Here is a 22,376-nt window from a genome sequence, read left to right as displayed (position 1 = left end):
GGGCTCAGGCTCCGCCTTTTTTTGTAATTGGTCGGTAATATAATATCAAGTAATATAAATGATTTTTGCATTTAATTTGTTACGTGAGTATAATTAGATAAACACAAGAATATGCGTGATGGATTATTATGGAAAATATAAATACTAATATAAGGTCTCTGATCTATAAAAATTTTATGACGGCATCTCTGCTGCCTATTCTTTTCATAGAAGTTGTTCTTATTGTGTTGTACTTTTTTATTAACTCATATGTGACGGAGCGTGTCACGAGTGCCTATCTTGACAAATCTAAAGAGACTATCGACATGGTGGTTGCAAGGGAGGTCATGCTTATTGATGAAGCTTTGGGCGAGATAACCTCTTACGCTGTTATGCTCCAGAACGAACAGCAGCAGTTTTTCAGAAATATGGATGCTTACGAACTTTATAACGAGAGCAGTAACCTCTTCGGCTATCATGCAAATGGAGCATTCTATAAACTGGAGAATAACGGAGGTAGCTCACTCTATTATTCGTCTGATACAATCATTGGAGCCGAAGAGCTTCGAAAGGCTTATATGACAGAGCATCTTGATACCAGCCTTAAAAGTATGGTGGAGCAGAATAGTCTTATCTCGCAGGTATACCTGAATACATATGACAATATGAACAGGTTGTATCCATTCATCGATAATGTTGCCGAAAGGTTTGGTTCGACCATCCATATGCAGGACTATAACTTTTACTATCTTGCAGATGCGAAACATAATCCGGAGAGAGATCCTGTCTGGACAAGTGTTTATCTTGACCCTGCAGGGTTAGGGTGGATAATGTCATGCATTGTTCCTATTTATAGAGATGATTTTCTGGAAGGTGTTGCAGGTATTGATATAACAGTAGGGAAGATGGTTGACAGCGCATTAAACATGCAGGTTCCCAATGAATCAAAGGCATTCATCGTGGACAGCAATGGCGTTATCCTCGCTATGGGGGATGAGATTGAGGAATTGCTTGGTTTGAAAGAACTGAAAGATCATTTTTATGACGAAGCTATAAGCACCACTGTTTATAAGCCTGATGAATTCAATATTTTAAAACACCCTGACGCTGAGATAAAAGATAAACTCGGCTCTGTATTTGCTGAAAAATGCCAGGGCTGCTCAGTGACTATTAAAGGACATGATTATTTTATTACGCACAAACTTATCAGCTCAACAGGGTGGCATCTGTTTGTTGTTACAGATATGGGAAAACTTGTAAAACCCATTGAGAAGCTGAAATATTTCTCATATACGCTTGGTAAAATAGTAGTAGTGGCAATCTTCATTATGAGCCTCATGTTTTATATCTATTTCAGGAAACGTTCAGAAAAACTAGCGAATATGATAAGTGCGCCTATTGTAAGTCTGTCAGAAAATACGAAATATATAGGCTCCGAGTTTATGGCTTTTGATTACGAAGATTCTCAGATAGAGGAGCTTCAGCAGCTTAATATAAACTTCGATGAAATGACAAATGAACTGGAGCAGAGGACAAGGGATCTGATTCATGCGGAAGTTGAGAAGCTTGAGAAAGAGAAAGAAGCTGAAAGACTTCTGCTTATGTCAATTACTGACCCTCTTACTAAGCTTTATAACAGAATAAAAGTTGACGAAATACTTGATTACGAAATAGAGCAGGCTGGCAGGTATGGGAAAGATTTTTCCGTGCTTATCTCAGATATAGACCATTTTAAAGACGTTAATGATAACTTCGGACATCAGACCGGAGATGAAGTTTTAAAGATAATCGCAGAGCTTCTTAATGACAATACCAGATCAAGTGATACTGTTGCCAGATGGGGTGGTGAAGAATTTTTGATAATATTTACTAATACCCCCCTTGAGGACGCTGCTACAATCGCAGAAAAGCTCCGCACAAAGATAGAAAGCTATGATTTCCCTGTGGGGAGAACTGTGACGGCGAGCTTTGGTGTTGCGCAGTACGTCAACGGCGAACAGAAAGAACACTTTATCAAAAGAGCAGATGATGCACTCTATGCAGCAAAGAACAAGTCAAGGAATGTTGTTGTGGCACGATAGGTTATGATATTTGAAATTTATGTTCAAATTTTCATAAATAATATATCTGCAAATTGTGAAATCTGCCCGTTTGCATGTTATAGTTGTATTGTATAGGTGGCAAGTAATTCTGCATTTTTTTGAAGAAGTTATGAGAGATCTTTGGATGTTATAGATAATTATAACCTATTCTTTACAAACTTTTTCTTCTGATAGAGTCGTTGCTTGTCTGGTCTTTTAAGGGTGTTGAATGAAATTGCGATTGAGGGCAAGACTGGTTTTGCTTGTTGCAGTGACTATACTGCTGGCGACATTTGCCACCAGTATTATCATTATAGTTAATGAGGATATGTCAAGATTCAACAGGTTCAGCTACCGGCTTAGAAATTGTCTTTCGGATATGAGCCAGCTTCTTGCTGATTATCAGTTTTCTGCAATCGAAGCTTCAAAGAAGATATTATCGGCTGAGGAGATCTCCTCGGTTATGTACTCTATACAGAATTACGATCAGACTTACGATAAGCGGATCAGCATTGAGAATGACAATAAAGAGCTGTCAGGTCTTTTGCAGATGCGGTTAAAGGATAGTTTTCTGGACAGTGCTGCCATATATGACAGCAACGGGGAGAACATCGCCGTTTTCAATAAACAGTATGAAGGATTGTCCGCAGTATCTTCACCAAGAGGTGCTGTTGCTGCAAAGCTGGACAGTGCTGCCGGTGATGATCTTTTCTATTTTGATGTCAATGATGAAGGTGAACTGAGGATTGTTTTACAGTTTGCAGTCTATCACAGGCAGGCTGATAGTCAGAAGCTGGTCGGGTATCTCCGTACTTGCAAAAAAATAGACGGCAGCTTCAGTGATGAGATAAAAAAACTGAACGGAGTTGAGCTTGAGTATATGTATATAGAGGATGCGGATGCTGATAGTGTTATCAGAAATGTGTGGGGTATAAAGAAAGTCACCCCTGTGCTTTTCCCTTTTACTGATGTTTCAAAGGAGCACATAGTTTTTGATGATGGTTCTGCCCAGCTTGTTCAGAGGTGGATTCTTGGGCAGAGCAGATCGGTGTATTTCCACCTTCTCCTGCCTGGCTACATGTATCCGCTGTCGTTGGCTAATATGTCAGTCCTTTTCGTCTCTGTTTTTTTACTGATGATACTTTTGCTTATACCTTTCTGGTGGTTTTTCATGAGGCATGCCATTGTACGTCCCATTGAGAGACTGCTTGATATATCGAATAAAGTTAAGCAGGGAAGATATGACGAATGTGAATATGCGGAAAGTAGCTTTGATGAATATCATGACCTTGAAATGTCTTTTTCGTCAATGGTTTGTGCTATCAGACAGAGGGAAAAGCAACTCGATGAAATTAACAGGCAGCTTGCGGATAAAGTTGAGGCGGAAACAGCAAAAAGGATAAAGAATGAGCAGATTATGCTCGAGCAGAAGAAATTTGCGGATATGGGGCAGATGATCAATGCAATAGCACATCAGTGGAGACAGCCTTTGAATGGCCTGTCCCTTGTTGTACAGAATATTTGCGAAGAAGCGTCCGAAGGGAGAATGCTTCAAAAGGATATAGACGAAAATAAAGGGATGGCTCTACAGCTTATTATGCACATGTCAAAGACAATTGACGATTTTCGTAAGTTCTTCAGTTCATCAAAAGATATTGTAGAATATGATGCTGTGGGGGCTGTTTGTGAAGTAATATCAATGATTCGTCCACAGATGAAAAACAATGGCATCGTTATTATATTCAAATGTAACTGTAATCATAAATCTTATGAATGCTGCGACTCCACTCCGGAGCCTGACTGTGAAATGAGCGAAAATATTGTAAAAGGTATCCCGGGTGAGCTGAAGCAGGCAATACTTAACCTGATTCAGAATGCAAGAGATGCTATAGAGGAAAAGATGAATAAGTCAGGCAATGTCCAAGGGCTTATTGAGGTGGAGCTGGATTGCTGCGACAGTAATATACGTATTCTTGTCCGTGATAATGGAACAGGTATTCCTGAAGAAATTTTAACAGATATTTTTAACCCTTATTTCACAACGAAAACAGAGGGAAAAGGTACAGGCATAGGTCTTTATATGACTAAGATCGTCATAAAGGACAATCTTGGTGGTGAAATCAGTGCTTTTAATCATGAAGGCGGAGCAGCTTTTGAAGTGCTTATACCGAAAGAGTTCAAAGGAAGCAGATCATGAGAACTTTCAGGTATGTAACTGTTATTGTATTTCTGATTATGTTTGCTGTTGATGCATATGGGGAAAGGGTTTACAGGCTCGGGGTTCGTGCTTTTTCAGGGAAAGAGGCTTCAGAGTCTATGTGGAAAGGGACAATTGATAAGCTGAATTATTTGCAATTAGGGCATTTCGAGCTTGTGCCTGTGAAGGGGTTCAAAGAGATGCATTTACTGGTTAAGAACGGTGAGCTTGATTTTGTTCTGACACAGCCTGCTGAGTATCTGGAGCTGGAGAAGTTGTATGGCATAAGACGTCTACTCACTCTTCTTAATAAACAAGACGGGTATTATCTGAATGCGTTTTCTTCTGTTATATTTGTTCGTGCAGATAATAATGAGATTAATGAACTGGTTGACGTTCAGAGTAAGACACTTGCAGGGATAAACTCTAAAGGTTTTGGTGGTTATCTTTTGGGAGTGAGGGAGCTGGTCAGAGTTGGTCTTGATCCGTTCAAGGATTACAGTGTTGTGTTCAGCGGGTCGCAGATTATTACAATTAAATATGTTCTGAGTGGTGTTGCTGATGTAGGGGTTGTGCGGACAGGGGTGCTTGAAGAGCTTGTTTCGAAAGGTGTTTTTGATTGGCAGGACATCAAAGTGCTGAATGTCAGAGATGATGGCTTTCCGCTGATACATTCGACAATACTCGTTCCTGAATGGTCGCTTGCCGTCACCAGAAATGTTGATGACGTGAAAGCCGCAGAGGTCGCTGTTGCACTTCTTACCGATAAGAGTGGTTATATGTCTGGGGAAAGTGCCAAGTGGACAACACCTGTAAGTTATAAGGGGATATTTGATGTGGTTCAGACTTTGTCTGCTGATGAAAGAAGAGACAACAGCAGATTATATATTATCATAGCTGTATGCGGTTTTATTTTTACTCTCGGAGTCTTCTTTTTGTTGTCATTATCTGTGTGTCGAAAATAATATATCGAAGTTATTATTATCTGTATAGTTTTTGTTATTAAATAGTAGCTGTTTGTTTGTGTGGCGTAAATAGTATTTCTCAGGTATGATCATATTTATAATGTTGTTATATTGTGAGGTCGGCATGTCTGAAAAAGTAATACGCAAATCAAAAAGAGAATTTACAGGTTACATCACTCTGAACAGACCTGAAGTATATAATACTTTTACATCTGAATATGCGGAACTGCTCAATAGTGCGCTGATTGCGTTTGATGCTGACAGCAGTGTCAGGGTTGTTGTTATTAATGCTGAGGGGAAAAATTTTTCCACAGGTATCGATCTGGGGGAATTTGATGAAAAAAGCCCAAACGATTACCGTGAGTTTATCGCTCTTATGGACAAACACAATCATACTATTGCAAAAATGAAGAAGCCGGTAATATCCTCTGTTCAGGGGTATTGCCTTGCAAATGGCGCAGGGCTCAGCTTTGCCGCTGATCTGACTGTTGCCGCTGAAAGTGCCAGGTTTGGTACTACTGCTGTAAATGTAGGGTTGATATGCACGGGGCCCGGAGTGCCGCTGATTGCGAATGTGGGGAGAAAGAAGGCGATGGAGATGGTTTTGCTGGGTGAGATGGTCACAGCTCAGGAAGCTCTGGAGCTGGGGCTTGTGAACTGGGTTGTGCCGGATGACGAGCTTGAAATGAGGACAGATGAGATTGCAAAGAAACTTGCTTCAAAGAGTCCACTGGCGGTGGCGGCAGGTAAGCGGGGGCTCAGCGCGGCATATGATGTGAGCTATAGTGCCGGAGTGGATTACGGCTCTGAAATGTTTGCCTCTTTGTGCTCCAGCCACGATGCAAAGGAAGGTATAAAAGCCTTTCAGGAAAAAAGAAAACCTAAGTGGAGCCTTAAATAGCATATTTACACTGGAGTCTTATTTTCCGGATATTTTTGTGTCCATTTTTACGATGTGTTCCAGCAGCCATGAGATAAGGTTTTTCTCTATATCAGCGAATATGTCCTGGCTTATTCCTGACTTGTTGACGAGCTTAAGGATTCGTCTGAGATTTTGTCGGAATATGTCATGTGCAGCAGTGTGCTGTTCGGCAAATTCAAAACCTATCTGCCGCATGATCCGTTCTTCCGTTTGAAAGTGCTCCTCTGAGTAGCTCTCTAGAAAGCGCAGAAGGTTGAGTATGTTTTCATCACCCTTGCCTTCCAGTATAGCTTTAATAAGCATATTAATCTTACTGAGCAGTATCTTATGTTGTGAGTCTATCTCTTCTATCCCGACTGAAAGGGCAGGAGTCCACTCAACTCTCAACTCTCTTTTGTTGTTGCCGAATGTTGCGTATGATATCTGGGTATAAAACATGTCATAGGTGTTATGAATCTGTCTGAACTGGTCTGCGCATTCGTTGAAGGTATCAACTATTTCTGGGTCAAAATGCGTCCCTCTGCCTTCGTTAATAATCTCCATAGATATATCATGCGGGAAAGGTTTTTTGTATACCCGTTCCGACCTGAGCGCATCATAAACATCACAGATGCTGAAAATTCTTGCTTCGAGAGGGATCTGATTTCCTTTTAGTCCGTCAGGATATCCGGATCCGTCCCATTTTTCATGATGATAAGCAGCGATGTTGAATGCAAGATGAAAGAATAAATCGTTAATTTTATGTTTTTCCACAAGTCCCTTAAGTATGTTTTTTGCAAATTGCGGGTGTTGCTTTATAACTTCGAATTCTTCTTCGTCGAGCTTGTCAGGCTTCTTAAGGATATTGTCCGGTACGCCGACTTTCCCTATGTCGTGGAGAACCGATGCAAATCCTATATTATCCAGATAGTCTTTGTTGATTGTTTTTCTGAATTTCGGGATTTTACGAAGATAGTTGGACAGCAGTGTCCCATAGTGCCTTGTTCGTTCCAGATGGTCGGCAGTTTCATTATCTTTGAATTCTGCCAGATTCGCAAGGCAGACAACTGTTGCCCTCTGTGTGTTGATAAGGTGGGCTACCTGACTGTTTCTGAAATAGATCATAATGAACAGGAGGACAAAGAATAACGTAAACGCGGCAGCGGTTGCCAGAGTGCTCCCCCATAGGGTTTTCTTGAGGTCTGATATGTCGACAGCAGCGGCAAGCAGATAGTTGTTATTGTTGTTAGAAATGGGCATGAAAAAGAGTGTTTTGGTATCGCTTATCTGGATATCAGAATTTATACCGATATCCTCAGGCAGAATAAAATCCAAAGGAAAACTTCCGTTGTCCGGAATCCACTGGACTCCCTCCCCTTTCAATAATAAAGCATAATTAACCGGCAGATATTGTAAAAGCAGTTCCGGACTGAAAAAGAAAATTGCCTGCCGGGATGCGTCACCAAAGGCATTTGTTAGATTTTTTGCCATATAAACAATATCCAGATCTTTGTTTATGGTTATCTCGTTTATATTATAGTTATCCTTTTCAAGTATTTTCAGAATTTCGCTGCTTTCCATATTGAAAAAGTTAATATATGCAGCAGGGTATGCCGCAGAGTCTATTTTTAGCAGTGGTGTTGCCGGTGACGTTATTATGACGCTGAGGTAGTAGTGATCAAACAGAAAATCACTGATAAATGATTTAATGCTTGTCGGGTCGGGGCTTTCGAGCAGTTCCTGCTGTTTCATTAAGTTGATTATTCTGCGTATTGCAATTTCAACATCGTTCAGCCTGTTTTCAAAGTTGCTGCAGTTGATGACCAGCTCGTTGATTTTGCTTGTGTAAAGTTTGTTTTTCTCGTTTTCGTAAAACTGTCTGCCTGTGACAAGTATAAGAAGCACGAAAAGAGCAAACATGCAGGCTATTGCAGTATAAAAGTATCTGGAATTTTTAATTAAACTCAAAATAAACATGTCTCACCCAGAGTAATGAGATATTATACCAGTTAAAAAAGAGATTACCAATTAAAATGGTTTTGAATAATACTAAAATATACGTCCTGTCCTGTCTGGAATCATATAAGTTTAAATTTACAATAGTTTATGCGAATGAATATGCCTGCCGCTATGTATGTAAAGTTAAATTCTCTTATGGAAATATCTAAACTCAAGCCTTGTGATAGTTGATATGGTTAATACATAGTATACAAGTGCCTTGTGGCAACAGCAGAGCAAAATTTGTATTTGTCAGATAAGGGTGCATAATCGATCGGTTATGATATGATTAATTTATAAAGAAATGTTGTGTGGTATATATGATTAACAAAAAAATATTGATTGTGGAAGATGACGAGATAGCGAGGGGCATTCTCAGGTTGCTTCTGCAAAAATACTATTCCGAAGTGCGTACAGCGAAAGACGGCGGGGAGGGGCTTGATATGATCAAAGATTTCAAACCTGATCTTGTTGTGACGGATCTTGCAATGCCTGTTGTTGACGGATTTGCTGTGGTTGACCGGATGAGTAAAGAATATTCAGAGATTCCGGTTCTCATTGTTACAGCATACAGAGAAGAAGCTGAAAAATGCGTGGGATATTCGATTATTCATAAGCCTGTTTGCAGGGATGCTCTATTAAACATGGTTTGCGAGATATTATCACCTTAGTCAGACTTCTCTAGCTTAGAACTGTCATCATCAAGGGGAAGCTTACGTTTTGATCTAATGTTACACGATTGCCGTCAACCTTTTTTTCAGTAAACATGAACTTACTGTTATCTTCATTGACAATAAGCATATGATCTTTAGATACAATCGTGCGTATACTTACGCTCAGGGCAGTATTATTGCATCGCTGGCATTTTTATTTACTGCCACTCTTGCGCATCTTCTGACTAAAGATGAGGAGGGATCCGAACAACATTTGTGTGCAAAATATATTAATTGGTTTGTTGGTGGTAATAGTTCATGCTTCAGGCTTTATAAGCTTTACTATGCTGGCTCGGTTGCCTTTTTCGTTGTAATAAAGTGCATCGACCATATTATCCGCTATAAATATGCCTCTACCGTTATACCTCTCCTTATCCACGTGGCAGAGGTTACCGTCAAATGTATGATATTTAAAAATATCCGTAGGTGTAAACCCAGCTCCTTCGTCTGAGATGTCCAGATATAGAGTGCCAGGCAAATCATTTACAGGTTTTACGTATTTGTAAAGCACACTGATCTTTTTGCTGAATCCTTCTGTTCCTGTAGCAGTGAGTTTTTTTAATGTTTCATCATATGTTCCGGCAGCTATCATTGTTTGCTTTTCACCGAAACCTATCCCCAGATTACCATGTTCAAGGGCATTCATGAGTATTTCAGACACAGCGTATTCAAGCACTCCGCATTCTGCCTCAGGTATTTTATCTTTCTCCATGCGCATGCTTATGACCTTCGACAAATGTGTTATCCCGTCAAAGCTGGTGCTAGCTTCGTAAGTTTCGAATCCGTCTGAATAGTTGTCTTCATTTTTTATAAAGAAAAAAGTTATGTCATCGTCGTTACCTTCTATTCTTTGATTCAGAAACGAAAGGAAATGCTTCTTTGTGCAGCTGCGAATTAAGTCTTCCTGTAAATAATCCATATATAGATTCTGATCAACAGTTACCGCTTCTGTAAGTCCGTCCGACATCATTAGTATTTTTTCTATAGAGCTCAGGTCGTAAGTATCTGAATTTGCGGTTGTAATATATTTCATGATGGGGAGATTGTTTGGGCGTATGGTTTCCACATGCTGATCGGTGTGCACCATATAGACAGGAGGTATTCCGTAACTTGCGATAGTCATGGTGGCACTTTTGCTGTCCAGCAGTGCAAACAGACAGCAGAGGGCTTCCTCGTCCATCAGTCGTGCCTGAATATAGCTTAAGAACGAAGAAATTGTTATTTCCATATCGAAATTATTTTTGATTATAGACTGACTGACTGCGTGGTTTATGAATGAAGTTGACTGAAGAGCAGTTACCGAAGCTGAAAGACCCTTCCCCATAGCATCTATAATATAAAACAGATAACGCCCGTCTTTTAAGTTAAGACTGCCGTATGAGTCCCCGCTTAATATGTCCAGTGGTTTGAAATAAGTTTCAACTGAGAATCCATCGGTTTTTATGTTTGACATTTCGTCCTGAAGGATAAGCATCTGCTTCTGAAAAGCGAGGTTCTGTTGAAAGGAGTGGTATCGCTGCTGGTATTTGAGAAGTTCCAGTTCTTTCTTTTTATCAATCTGCACCTCAGAGATAGTGCTGAATATGACTATTGCCCCTGCAAATTCATCTGCGTCATAAGTGGGTGAGTAAGTGCTTGTCATAGTTATTTTTTTGCCTGATGCTGTGATAAATTCGAATTCATCATAATGCTGAGGGAGATTATCCGGTGAGTCCATTTCGAACGGGTATGTTTTAATTAAATCGCTAAGGTGTTTGTCTGTTACCAATATATTTTCAGCATCCAGCAGCTTTGCCCCGGCAGCATTTATATAGGTGATTGCCTGATGTTTATCAAGGATAACAATCCCTTCGTCTACGTTATCTGCCAGACAGCGCATCTTGTGGAGAGTTTTCAGGAGGGTGTCGCATTTTTTATCTGCCAGCAGGAGCTTATCCAGAAAGTCGGTCAGGCTGTTTTCAAATGTTTCGCCGGAATAAATAAACGTGCTTATTCCCGCCTTGAGGAACATAAAAATTTTATCTTTGTCTTCGGAGCTGACTACAACTGCGTAGCTGCTTTCAGGCTGCATTATAATGCATTTGTTCAAAAGCTCCTCATCTGTAAGTGCAGCAGTGAGGATAATCCCGCAGGGGGCATTCATCAGAGCAGAGATGAAATGCTCTCTGTCAAAGGCGGCATTACATCTTATGCCGGGAAAGTTGGTACAGAAACTGAAAAGACTGTCAGTTTGGCTCCCGCAAAACAGCAGGATGTTTTTATGTGTGCTCATAAACTATATGATAGATTAAAAAAAAACGACTTACAAATGAATGTGTGACATTTATTTAAGCGTTAACGGAACAGCGAATGTCTGGTCGCACAGCAGCAGAGAGGGCACGTTGTCCTCTCCATTGGTAACTATTTGTTTAGGGCAAAGTCCACGGCGGCCATGGCGTGGCAGTAGACGGTGTCAAACAGCGGGAGAGGTGCATCCGCTTCATTAAGGATTATGCCAAGTTCGGTACAGCCGAGTATGGCACATTGTGCGCCCTGTTCGTGGAGATTGTCTAATATCTGGAGAAGCATATCCCGTGATTCATCTTTAACTATGCCTTTTACAAGCTCACTGAAGATGATTTTATCCACTAATTTCATATCGTCCCTGTCCGGTGTAATGATTTCTATCCCTTTGGAGTTAAACTCCTTTTTAAGAAAGTCCTCTTCCATCGTGAATCTGGTGCCAAGGAGTGCCGCCTTTTTGTATCCGGCAATGTTTATCTCGGCTGCGGTGGCTTCTGCTATGTGGAGAAAGGGGATGGATACTGATCTGCGTACATCAGGAGCGTTCTTGTGCATAGTGTTTGTGCAGAGCATAATGCAGTTTGCCCCGGCACTCATAAGCTTTGTGGCTGCTCCGTTAAGGATCAGCGCTGTCTGGTCCCACCTTTCTTTAGACATATTTCGCTCTATCTCGTCAAAATCTACAGAGTAAAGTACAATTTTGGCAGAGTGAAGCCTGCCTAAGCGTTTGTTAATCTCTTCATTGATTATTTTATAGTAAAGAGCAGTTGATTCCCAGCTCATCCCGCCTATTAGTCCGATAGTTTTCATTTTACACCAAGCTGTTTTAGATTTTTATCATAAGGAGGCATGATAATGCCTTTCTCTGTAATAATGCCTGTAACAAGCTCTTTGGGAGTGATATCAAAAGCAGGGTTTAGCACTTTTATATTTTCGGGAGCGGTTCGTTTATCTCCGAAATGACATACTTCCGATGCTTCCCGTTGTTCAATAACGATGTCTTTCCCTGTCTCCGTAGCAGGGTCAAACGTGGTAGAAGGACAGGCAACATAGAACGGTATCCCGTAAAACTTTGCCATAATTGCAACACCCAGCGTGCCGATTTTGTTTGCTACATCACCGTTTGCTGCGACTCTGTCTGTGCCGACTATAACCAGATTAATGAGTCCTTTTGACATAGTGCTGGCAGCCATATCGTCACAGATGAGGGTGACGTCTAGTCCTGCCCGTTGAAGTTCCCATGCTGTGAGTCTGGAGCCCTGACAGAGAGGTCTGGTTTCATCTGTGTATACTCTGAAGCTAACCCCTTCAGCAGCAGCCATATACATAGGTGCTGTTGCCGTTCCCAGCTTAGACGCTGCAAGAGACCCGGCGTTGCAGTGGGTTAGTATTCCGCACCCTTTTGTGATGAGGTTTTTGCCATGTCTGCCTATTGCTTCGCAGAGAGCAAGGTCTTCTTTATGGATTTTACTGGCTTCGTTTACCATTGATTCGTAAACTTTTGCAGTGTCTTTTGATCTGCTTGAGTGTATTTTGCGTATCATTCTTTTGATCGCCCAGCACAGGTTTACTGCTGTCGGGCGTGCACTGCTGAGGTAATGCGCATCCTGCTGAACCTCAGAAACAAAAGCACTGTATGGTTTATCTATATGAGCCTGAGCACATACGCACAGCCCATAAGCTCCTGCTATGCCTATTGCTGGCGCACCGCGTACTTTAAGGTGTCTGATTGCTGCATAAATCTCGTCTCTTGTCTGGAGCTCGATTTCTATGAAGTTTTCAGGCAAAACTGTCTGGTCAATTATAAAAAATCTGTTATTTTCCCATCTGAGGGTATCAGGTAAAGAATCAAATGTCATATATGCCCTCCGCTCTGAGCAGCTGTCTTTTTGTGTCCAGTCCGCTGGAGAAACCGCCTATTTTCCTCCCTGATGCGACCACTCTGTGGCAAGGCAGAGCAATGATAAATCTGTTTTTGGACATCACGCTTCCGACTGCCCTGCATGCTCCGGGACTTCCTGCCAGTTCGGCGAGGTGTGCATAGCTTACCAGTTCTCCGCATGGGATGCTGGCAAGTGCTTTATAAACTCTGGACTGAAACGATGTAGTCCACTTCAGGTCGAAATCCTTTAATGCTTCGGTTATTACAGATTTCTTTGTATGATCTCTGAGATATTCGGCTATATAAGCATATTTCGCGGGGATATTTTCTGATATTTCCTGCGAAGGCTTGTGTGACGTTATCTCATATATTTTATCTTCGTCATATGACACGTATATGTCCAGACCGGAAATGTTCCTGACATGTGCCCACATAATAGCTTACTCTCCTGATAAGAACGATCTGTCCCAGTCCTTCATGACCGGATCATATCCCTTAGAGCGTATCATATTACAGAATTCTTCGACACTCCTTTTGTCTTCAACCTCGAATTGCTTCCCTTCATTTTCGTTTGAATATCCGCCAGGTTCAGTTTTTGATCCTGCACTCATCTGGGTTACGCCGAGAGGTAGAAGGTTATTACGGAATTCCGCAGATTCTCTTGTTGAGATATTAATTCCTAGATCGTGCTGGAAAAGTCTGTGTGCCAGTGTCATCTGAACGTAGCTGACATCATCGACTATTTCATGCACCTGAAAATTGCCAGATGCTTTGCGTATTCTCGGGAACGAAATCGATATGTGTGTTTTCCAGTAATTCTTTATAAGGTAATGTGCGTGGAGCCCGAGGAAGAACTGGTCTGTTCTGAATTCTTCGAGTCCCATGAGAGCGCCGAGTCCGATAGTGCGGAAACCAGCTTCTGCTCCTCTTTCAGGACCGCCCAGCCGCCATTCAAAATCACGCTTCATCCCTGCCGGATGCACATCGGCATATTTTGTGCGGTTGTATGTCTCCTGAAACATCGTCAGCCCGTCAACCCCGTGGCTGTACATAAGCGAGTAATCTTCTACAGACATAGGGTAAACCTCTATGCATACAGAGTTGAATTTATCTTTCATGATATTTACTGAATTAATCAGGTAATCTGTGCCGACTTTTTTCGGTGATTCGCCTGTGACAAGCAGAATGTGGCGGATGCCCATGTTGTGGATGATATCTGTCTCCTGCTTTATCTGTTCATCACTTAGGATAATTCTGGGGATATCATTTTTATGATTAAACCCGCAGTATTTACATGAATTAGTGCATTCGTTGGAAAGGTAGAGCGGAGCATATATTTTTATAGTGTTCCCAAACCTTCTTTTGGTGATGCTGTGTGCTTCTGCTGCCATAGGCTCGAGGTATTTCACAGCCGCCGGAGAAAGGAGAGCCGCGAAATGGGCTTCATCAACTTTGTCTGCCCCCAGTGCTAGTTCAACATCACGTTCGGTTCTCGAATGTATAAATTTTCGTGTATCTTCAAAATCGTATTTTGCCAAAACATCTTTAAACATCTTAATTCCTCAAAAAGCCTGTGAGCGGGCTTGACGCTTCTGCTTTGTCTCTTTGTCCGGGCATTCCTGCGTCTCTGGCAGCTACTGCCGCATCAACACCCAGTCTGAAAGCCTCTGCCATTCTGACAGGGTTCCTAGCTGTTGCTATCGCTGTGTTTACCAGCACGGAATCTGCGCCCATCTCTATTGCAAGAGCTGCGTGGGAAGGTGCTCCGATACCGGCATCAACTACAACAGGTATCTTAGCCTGCTCTATTATTATACGCAGGTTGTCGGTGGTTTTTATCCCTTTGTTGCTCCCTATGGGGGCTCCTAGCGGCATTACGGTGACAGTACCGATCTCCTCAAGCCTTTTGCAGAGGACAGGGTCGGCATTGATATAGGGGAGGACTTTGAAGCCTTCCTTTACTAGTATCTCAGCTGCTTTAAATGTTTCAATGGGGTCTGGCAGAAGATAATACGGGTCTGGTGTGACCTCAAGTTTTATCCACGGCTCGCACCCTGCGGCTCTTGCGATACGGGCAAGGCGAACTGCTTCTTCTGCGTCGCGTGCTCCTGAAGTGTTTGGTAAAAGAAGATATTTATCAGGCTTGATGTGTTTTAATATATCGTCTGCGGGATTATTGATGTCAACTCTGCGCATGGCAACTGTGACAATTTCTGCACCGGAAGCCTCGATGGCTTTCGCCATTGTGTCCGAGTTAGAGAATTTTCCTGTACCTACCATCAGTCTGCTTCTGAATTTCCTTCCGTCAATTACAAGTTCATTGTTAAACATGTACGTACTCCGACTGTTTTGATTGTTAAAGTACTAGGGGTAGGTGCTGATATAATATCCCTTTCAGATCAGATGTCAATTATATATTATTTAACTTTCCTGCGAAGCTTTGCCCTGAGCTGTTCTATGGTATAAGGCGGTGACTTTCTGTGGATCATTGCATGGCAGTTCGGGCAGAGAGGGACAAGGTCTTTTGCGGGATCCGGGATGTAGTTTTTGTCAATCTCTGAGGGTGGTGTTATATGGTGTGTGTGTATGAAATCTATCCCCATGAGTCCGTAAGCCTGTTCAAAGTTGAACCCGCAGACCGAGCAGGTGCACCCCTGTGATTCCAGACATTTTGTCCTTGCATCATGGTCACGTTCATAGATGTTTACTGTGACAGTGGTTTTGGCTCCTTCGTAAATCTTTTGGCTGTCTGATATTTCGTCCGGATAGTAGTATACATGTTGTGCCTTGAATTTATCCGCATGGCTTTTGAGCACCTTTTTCAGAGCAGTGTATACCCCTGTGCCTTTTTTAACCTGATATTCGATACCTTTGCGAACAGAATTTATTGCATTGTTATAGTAAACAGAGCCGAAATCCTCGTATATGCTCTGAAGAAAGAAGTCTGTTGCAGAGCAGCTCAGAAGCTTTGGAAGGCGTTCCCCCCTCAGCATATGCCTGAGAGCGTAATAGAACTCGTACGCAGAGCTCTCTTTCATTTTGAATTCGTCGTGAAGTCTCTCTGCTGCTTTAGCAGGTGTTATTTTCTTATTATATACTTTTTTTGACAGCAGATAGCTTGCTCTGATCATTCTGAAATTTATTCTTGCCATTTTGTCCCACGCTAAAATTGAATTATTGAGATGTCCTGCCTTAGTAAAAAGGTCACAAAAAAACCTGCCTGGTGGCAGGGGAGTTCTGGTATCTGTCTTCTAACCGGATCCGCAGATTTCGCTGGTGCATTGAGCACTTGTAAGGGCAGCCTTCATATCCCATGAGCTGATTTTGTAGGCGGTCTTTTTTTCATAATGTATGAGTTGTGTTTTCATTGGTTCCCTCTTCATTATCTAAGCGATGTTATCACAGGTGAAATTATTAGTCTATATTCTTTTAGTACGGTGGCTGGACGGATTTTGCTTCGTATTTAATGTAAAATGTAATCTAAGCATTAAAATATTATGTAAAATGCGTCACAAAGGCGTATTGTTAGACATTAGATATGGTGTTCACTGGGGGCTTTGTTACCCTGTTGACATGTGTGAAGGAAACAAAAGACCCCGCCGAAAAGGGCAGGGTCTGATTGATTTATCGTTGAATTCTGCTGATTGCTTTGAAAGCAACCGAAACTGAACAGCAGGTATTTATTTCTGCAGTTGTTTCGCAACTTCCTCTGCAAAGTTCTCCTGCTTTTTTTCGAGACCTTCCCCCATTTCATAGCGGGTATAGGTAACAATTTTAGCGCCGTTATCGGCAAGGAGCTGTGCGATGGTGACATCAGGGTTCTTCACGAACGGCTGGCTCACAAGGCATACTTCCTTAAGGAGTTTTGACACCTGACCTTTTATGATGTTAGGTATCATTTTTTCTGGTTTACCCTGCTCAGCAAGCTTGGCAGCGAATATTTCTTTCTCTTTCTCTATATAGTCAGCATCGACAAAAGATTCGTCGAGATATTTCGGGTTACTGGCTGCGATGTGGAGGCATATGTCTTTTGCAAGCTCTTCGTTGCCGCCTTCGAGATTCACAACAACACCGATTTTACCGCCCATATGGATGTAAGTTGAGACATTATTTCCATCGAGCTTGGTAAACCTTCTGAGAGTGAGTTTCTCACCTATCTTTGCCACCATAGTGTTAAGATATTCTTCAACTGTTTGTCCATTAGCAGCCTGAACAGCCATGAATGCATCGACATCGGCAGGATTTTTCTCAATGATCAGGTCAGCGAGTTCCTGAGTAAAGTCTTTGAAGCCGTCATTTTTAGCTACGAAGTCAGTTTCGGAGTTAACCTCAAGGATTACTCCTGATTTATTATCTTTAAGGCTGGCTACAACAGCGCCTTCTGCTGCAATTCTGCCGGATTTCTTAGCTGCGGCTGCGAGACCTTTCTTACGAAGGAATTCGATAGCCTCTTCCATATTTCCGTCAACTTCGCCCAGAGCCTTTTTACAGTCCATCATACCGGCTCCGGTTTTCTCGCGGAGCTCTTTTACCATTGCGGCTGTAACTTGTGCCATGCTATTACTTCTCCTCTTTAGTTTCTGCAGCAGGTGCTTCTGCTGCTTCTTCCTGTGTTTCTACGATTTCTTCAACAGGGACATCGTCGCCTTCTGCGAGCTGCTGCATATCGCCTGCCATATCTTCTTCTCTCATTTGTTTGCCTTCAGCGATAGCATCAGCTATGCGTCCTGAGATAAGTTGACAAGCGCGGATGGCGTCGTCATTACCAGGGATAGGCAGGTCAACGAGGTCAGGGTCACAGTTTGTATCAACAATGGCAATTATTGGAATATCGAGTTTTTTTGCCTCAGCAACAGCGTTTTGCTCCATTTTGATGTCAATGATGAACATAACGTCTGGTATACCAGGCATATCTTTGATACCACCGAGGTTTTTAGAGAGTTTCTCAAGTTCTTTTTTGAGCTTGGAAGCTTCTTTTTTAGTATATTTGTTTATGTAGCCTGATTCAAACATCTCTTCGAGTTCTTTGAGTCTCTGGATACGTGATTTGATTGTCTGAAAGTTTGTAAGAGTACCACCGAGCCAGCGCTCATTCATGTAGAATGCACCACATTTGTTAGCAGCTTCTTTAATCGCTTCCTGTGCTTGTTTTTTTGTTCCGACGAAGAGGAAAGTGCTCCCCTGACGTGCGGCATCTCTTGTAAATTCGTAAGCAGTGTTAAAGCACTGTACAGTTTTCTGAAGGTCGAGGATATAGATACCGTTTCTAGCTCCGAAAACATATTTGGACATTTTAGGGTTCCAGCGTTTTGTCTGGTGACCGAAGTGTACACCTGCTTCAAGCAGGTTTTTCATAGAGATGTAAGACATTGCTCCTCCAAGTTTGATATCTCCCATAGATATCTATTTTTATTTTGTTATTCCTCCGCCCCTGCAAACCGCAACCTGAAAGGATTACAGGCACCTGCCGGCTTTGCACGCAATAAGGGCGTGTGTATTGGGGCTATATTTATAGCAACCGTCATATAAAAAATCAAGAAATTTCTGATACAAAAAAAAGTCATGAGGTGTATTATGTCATCAAATGACGAGAAATAGAGGTTTAACATGTTCCCATATTTATTCAAAATAGGTTTTTTCGAACTGCGGATTTACAGCCTTATGTATATCATTGCACTTGTTGTCTGTATCTATATGGTGAAGAAACGTACGGATCTCCTCGGCGTGAAAAAAGAAAGTGTGGAAAATGCTGTAATTGTGACATTTCTGATGAGTATTATCGGAGCGCGGATGTATTACGTAGCTTTCCGCTGGGACTATTATAAAGGAAGCTTTTCTGAAATGGTGGCCGTATGGCACGGCGGGCTTGCTATCCATGGCGGCATTATCGCAGGTATTCTCACCGTGGTTATATATTGCAGATTTAAAACAATAAACCCTGTCAAGCTTGGCGACCTGATTGTCCCGTGGCTTCTGTTCGGACAGGGGCTAGGCAGAATAGGCAATCTCGCCAACGGCGAGGCGCATGGAGTACCTACGCTGACCCCCCCATCTATAGTCTTTCAGATGAAGAACGGATTCCAGAGCTTCTGGGCTGATGTGCTTAACCAGCAGGGACTGATCAACACTCCTCATTCCATATCTAAGCTTTTAGACAGGATTCCAGTGGATGTGACCCATGGTGGGAAAACATATACTCTTAAGGAATATTTCCCGTGGGGGATGAGTTTTACAGATAAATACCATGCCCCAGCCTTTCAGGAATTCGGGCGGCTCCCTGTACACCCGACATTTATATATGAAATGATACTTAATTTTCTGTTTTTCATCCCTCTGTATATCTTATGGAGAAAAAACGAAAATATAGGTACGGGGAAACTTGTCGGGCTGTATCTGATATTCTACGGGGTTATAAGAAGCTTCGTTACTTTCTTCCGTGCAGATGATCTTATGGCAGGACCTTTTAGAGCCCCTCATCTTATAAGTATGGTTATGGTTCTGGTGGGGGCCGGATTTATATATTTCGGGAAGAAAAATGGTTTGCGTAGGGGTTAGTCGAATAAAATACACGATTACAGCTTTTTTTTATGATAAAGTGCCATTAAATTGTGGTAATTTAATTGAGACATTACAAACATGTTCGGGGTTATTAATTTTTGTTTTAGTTTAGGAGGGGATGAATGCACCTTTTGAAAGGTTATAAGAAGATACTATTTGCTCTTGTTTTATCGTTTTCATCATTATCTTTTGCATATGAATATCCTGTTGTTGGCGAATACAGCCGTTATTACGACGATGTGTTCAGAGCCGTGAAAGATGGAAAATGCGAAAGTATGGATGCCGAGCTGAAAGCTCTTTACGATAATGAAGGAGTGTCGCCTGCTATATATGTCAGCATATGCTACTTTGAAAAGAAAGACGACAAGGCGTATGACACTTTATCTATGATGCTTTCCCAGCAGGAATACGATGAAGTGCTTTACGTTGTGGAAGCAGAGCAGGACAAAGGGAACCATGATGCCAGACTACTCAAATACAGAGGACTTGCCTACTATAATGTTGGTGCTCTTAATCCTGCTGTAAATGATCTTGAAGAATATCTGACAACAACCTCAGACACAGAGGCTCTTTACAGTCTTGCTGATATAAAGATATCCCTTCGTGACTTTAACGGAGCGGAGGCTGTTCTGGAACGGTCCCCTTCAAAGGATGGCGATTATTATTACCGCAAAGGACGTGTTGAGGTTTTTCGCGGGAATAACTTTTCCGCTGTGAAGAATCTCCGCATGGTGGATGCCTCAGCAGGTAAAATATATAATGACGCTAACCTGCTCATAGGCGATATATGCACCAGCTCTAAAAGGTATTATTGCGCTGAGAAGCAGTATAGACTTGTGGGCAGCTCTGAGGAATATGCCGCATCTGCTCAGGAAAAAATGGAAAAACTTGAAAAGAGTAAAAAGCGTTTCAGCGGTTTTTTTAGTTTAGGCGGTCAGTATGATTCCAACGTTACATCTGTTGACGAGGATGAACTTGCCGGTGCTTCAGAGGTTTCGAGCTTAAGGCTTTATGCAGTTGCGGATCTCAGGATCAACTTTTATCCTGCTTTTGCAGATAGCCTAACAGTTGGGACCATGCACTACGGCACATCAAACGAAAACATCCATGACTATGACATGAGTATGCATAAAGTATATTTTCAGATGAAGCACTCATATGATTCTTTCGAAGTGATGCTTCCGAAAATTACGGCGTCGGTTATTGATTTCGGCGGAGAAAAATACTCTACTACAGTAACCGCAGAGGCATACGGAGCATATAAACTGGACAACTGGACATTTACTGTTCCTGTCAAGCTCTCGAGAGTTAACTATACTCAGTCAACAAGTTCGGACGATCTGAGCAAAGACGGATATAAATATGAAGGGGCTTTAGAAGTCAGCAGAAGATTTTTGCAGAAATATACTGCAAAGGTAAAAGCTGGGTACGGACATGATGAAGCAGAAGGCAAGTATAAAGTTAAAGACGACACCATGTTTGATGCATCAATAAGTATGCGTCTGCTCCCAAGGCTTATACCGACGCTTGCCTTCAGTTATGCGAACTATGACTACAGCAATATAGACAGGGAAGATGATTATTACAGCTATTCTCTGAAAGCCATATATGTTCTTACTCCTAACGTATTTCTAGGAGCTGGAATGACATTCACAAAAACAGATTCGACGAATGATGTCTATGACTATACAAAGACAGTATCTGAAGTTTCTGTAAGCTATGCATTTTAAGGAGATCATAAATGTTTAAAAAACTGATAGTTATAATATCAATATGCGTTTTAGCTCTCCCTGCCGCTGCTTCTGATAAAGCTGCTGAGGTTACTGTTTCAAAGGGGCGGGTGGAAATTGTCCACGGCGATGCTGTGATGGGCAAAAGAGCATCAGAAGGTGCAGAGCTTGTGGTGCGCGACATACTGCGGACAAAAAGACGCGGCTATGCAGAAGTTGGATTTATTGATGGGACAAATGTCAAAATTTTTGAAAAATCTAGACTTACAATAAACGGAATCGGGCGTGAGACAGCCGGTTTTAATGCTGAACTGCAAAAGGGGAAAGTCCTCTTTAATGTTGAGAAGATGGTTGATGTCGCTGGCGATTTCCGAGTGAAGACCACTAATTCCGTTATAGGGGTTAAGGGGACAACATTTGGTGTTGTGTCGGGTGGTCCCTTTACTATTGTAGAGGTTTATGAAGGGAATGTTGAAGTATTTCAATCTGGAACTCCCGCTGATATGGAATCCGGCAATGGAGATGTGCCAGATCAGGGTGAAGCTGGTAGAGGTGGCGAACCTGCGGAAGGTGGACAGGCTCCGGCTGCTAACCTGGGTGCCGGGCAGGGTGCGGTTCTGTCAAGTTCCGGCGGAGTGCAGGTTTACGAATTCGCTGGTGACGGCTCTGGTCAGTCTTTAATATTCAATGGGGCTGCCGCAGCTTTGAGAAGCGGTGGTTCCGATGTTTTCGGAGCTTTGGGAGAGGATGAACAGTTTGGCGGCTCTGCTGACGCAGACGGTCTCGGTGGTTTGGCAGGTGCGGGGCTGTTCGGTTCTGAACACGGAGACCCCATGGGTATGATTCCTGGGTATGATCAGCTGGGCGAAGCTCTTCAGGAGGGGAACGATTTTTATTCCAATCCTGATGTTAAGCCGGATATCCCAGGGTATGATCAGTTAGGTCAGATCCCTCAGGGAGGGGGCGACTTTGATCTTAATCCTGGTGTCGATCCGGAGATTCCTGATCAGATCGAACATGATGGTTCCGTTGATATTAACATTGAGTTTGAGTAAAACATAATGCCGGGGCTAATGCTCCGGCTTTTTT

General features: G+C 42.2%; 18 protein-coding genes. 8 read left to right on the top strand and 10 right to left on the bottom strand.

Annotated elements, in window-relative coordinates; all coding sequences use genetic code 11:
- Positions 1 to 176: 176 nt before the first annotated feature.
- The 4 genes from DACET_RS12850 to DACET_RS12835 all read left to right on the top strand — a co-directional run bounded on the left by DACET_RS12850 (position 177) and on the right by DACET_RS12835 (position 6,123).
- Complete coding sequence (locus DACET_RS12850; RefSeq protein ID WP_169304242.1) at positions 177 to 2,060, top strand: diguanylate cyclase; 1,884 nt, start codon at positions 177 to 179, stop codon at positions 2,058 to 2,060.
- Between the two features lie 229 nt (positions 2,061 to 2,289).
- Positions 2,290 to 4,257 carry a sensor histidine kinase gene (locus tag DACET_RS15760; RefSeq protein ID WP_013011804.1) on the top strand — a complete coding sequence of 656 codons (1,968 nt, stop codon included), beginning with the start codon at positions 2,290 to 2,292 and terminating at the stop codon, positions 4,255 to 4,257.
- Positions 4,254 to 5,222 (top strand): phosphate/phosphite/phosphonate ABC transporter substrate-binding protein, encoded by a 969-nt coding sequence (locus DACET_RS12840; protein WP_013011803.1) that lies wholly within the window; start codon positions 4,254 to 4,256, stop codon positions 5,220 to 5,222. The genes DACET_RS15760 and DACET_RS12840 overlap by 4 nt, the downstream gene beginning before the upstream one ends.
- Positions 5,223 to 5,346: 124 nt before the next feature.
- Positions 5,347 to 6,123 carry an enoyl-CoA hydratase/isomerase family protein gene (locus DACET_RS12835; protein WP_013011802.1) on the top strand — a complete coding sequence of 259 codons (777 nt, stop codon included), beginning with the start codon at positions 5,347 to 5,349 and terminating at the stop codon, positions 6,121 to 6,123.
- 18 nt (positions 6,124 to 6,141) lie between these two features.
- Here the strand turns inward: DACET_RS12835 and DACET_RS15755 are convergent, their stop codons facing one another.
- On the bottom strand, positions 6,142 to 8,091 hold the full coding sequence (locus tag DACET_RS15755) for a bacteriohemerythrin (RefSeq protein WP_169304241.1): 1,950 nt from the start codon (positions 8,089 to 8,091) through the stop codon (positions 6,142 to 6,144).
- Positions 8,092 to 8,441: 350 nt separating this feature from the next.
- Here DACET_RS15755 and DACET_RS12825 point away from each other — a divergent pair, with 350 nt between their 5' ends.
- Complete coding sequence (locus DACET_RS12825; RefSeq protein WP_013011800.1) at positions 8,442 to 8,792, top strand: response regulator; 351 nt, start codon at positions 8,442 to 8,444, stop codon at positions 8,790 to 8,792.
- A gap of 298 nt (positions 8,793 to 9,090) precedes the next feature.
- Here the strand turns inward: DACET_RS12825 and DACET_RS12820 are convergent, their stop codons facing one another.
- The 9 genes from DACET_RS12820 to rpsB form a co-directional block, all read right to left on the bottom strand.
- Complete coding sequence (locus DACET_RS12820) at positions 9,091 to 11,106, bottom strand: SpoIIE family protein phosphatase (protein ID WP_013011799.1); 2,016 nt, start codon at positions 11,104 to 11,106, stop codon at positions 9,091 to 9,093.
- Between the two features lie 128 nt (positions 11,107 to 11,234).
- Complete coding sequence (locus DACET_RS12815) at positions 11,235 to 11,927, bottom strand: aspartate/glutamate racemase family protein (RefSeq protein WP_013011798.1); 693 nt, start codon at positions 11,925 to 11,927, stop codon at positions 11,235 to 11,237.
- Positions 11,924 to 12,976: an S-methyl-5-thioribose-1-phosphate isomerase gene (gene mtnA, locus DACET_RS12810; RefSeq protein WP_013011797.1), complete on the bottom strand. Its 1,053-nt coding sequence runs from the start codon at positions 12,974 to 12,976 to the stop codon at positions 11,924 to 11,926. The genes DACET_RS12815 and mtnA overlap by 4 nt, the downstream gene beginning before the upstream one ends.
- Complete coding sequence (locus DACET_RS16035; RefSeq protein ID WP_013011796.1) at positions 12,966 to 13,433, bottom strand: MGMT family protein; 468 nt, start codon at positions 13,431 to 13,433, stop codon at positions 12,966 to 12,968. Before DACET_RS16035 ends, mtnA begins: the two co-directional genes overlap by 11 nt.
- Before the next feature lie 6 nt (positions 13,434 to 13,439).
- The gene (gene thiH / locus DACET_RS12800; RefSeq protein WP_013011795.1) at positions 13,440 to 14,552 is read right to left on the bottom strand and encodes a 2-iminoacetate synthase ThiH; all 1,113 of its coding nucleotides are present in this window, start codon (positions 14,550 to 14,552) and stop codon (positions 13,440 to 13,442) included.
- 1 nt (position 14,553) lies between these two features.
- On the bottom strand, positions 14,554 to 15,330 hold the full coding sequence (locus DACET_RS12795; protein WP_013011794.1) for a thiazole synthase: 777 nt from the start codon (positions 15,328 to 15,330) through the stop codon (positions 14,554 to 14,556).
- A gap of 86 nt (positions 15,331 to 15,416) precedes the next feature.
- Positions 15,417 to 16,151, bottom strand: coding sequence for an HNH endonuclease (locus DACET_RS15745; RefSeq protein WP_013011793.1), 735 nt, complete (start codon positions 16,149 to 16,151; stop codon positions 15,417 to 15,419).
- A 528-nt stretch (positions 16,152 to 16,679) separates the two neighbouring features.
- On the bottom strand, positions 16,680 to 17,555 hold the full coding sequence (gene tsf / locus DACET_RS12785; protein ID WP_013011792.1) for a translation elongation factor Ts: 876 nt from the start codon (positions 17,553 to 17,555) through the stop codon (positions 16,680 to 16,682).
- Positions 17,556 to 17,559: 4 nt separating this feature from the next.
- Positions 17,560 to 18,369, bottom strand: coding sequence for a 30S ribosomal protein S2 (gene rpsB / locus DACET_RS12780; RefSeq protein ID WP_013011791.1), 810 nt, complete (start codon positions 18,367 to 18,369; stop codon positions 17,560 to 17,562).
- Positions 18,370 to 18,606: 237 nt separating this feature from the next.
- On the opposite strand from rpsB, the gene lgt reads away from it, so the two are divergent.
- The 3 genes from lgt (at position 18,607) to DACET_RS12765 (ending at position 22,342) form a co-directional block, all read left to right on the top strand.
- Positions 18,607 to 19,554: a prolipoprotein diacylglyceryl transferase gene (lgt, locus tag DACET_RS12775; RefSeq protein WP_013011790.1), complete on the top strand. Its 948-nt coding sequence runs from the start codon at positions 18,607 to 18,609 to the stop codon at positions 19,552 to 19,554.
- Positions 19,555 to 19,679: 125 nt separating this feature from the next.
- Positions 19,680 to 21,287, top strand: a complete 1,608-nt coding sequence (locus tag DACET_RS12770) for an outer membrane beta-barrel protein (RefSeq protein WP_013011789.1) — start codon at positions 19,680 to 19,682, stop codon at positions 21,285 to 21,287.
- Between the two features lie 11 nt (positions 21,288 to 21,298).
- Positions 21,299 to 22,342: a FecR family protein gene (locus tag DACET_RS12765; protein ID WP_013011788.1), complete on the top strand. Its 1,044-nt coding sequence runs from the start codon at positions 21,299 to 21,301 to the stop codon at positions 22,340 to 22,342.
- Positions 22,343 to 22,376 lie beyond the last annotated feature (34 nt).

The sequence above is a fragment of the Denitrovibrio acetiphilus DSM 12809 genome, from assembly GCF_000025725.1.
Lineage (GTDB): Bacteria > Chrysiogenota > Deferribacteres > Deferribacterales > Geovibrionaceae > Denitrovibrio > Denitrovibrio acetiphilus.
Note: the sequence above shows the minus strand (reverse complement) of the source record. Positions and strands in the feature narration are given on the sequence as shown.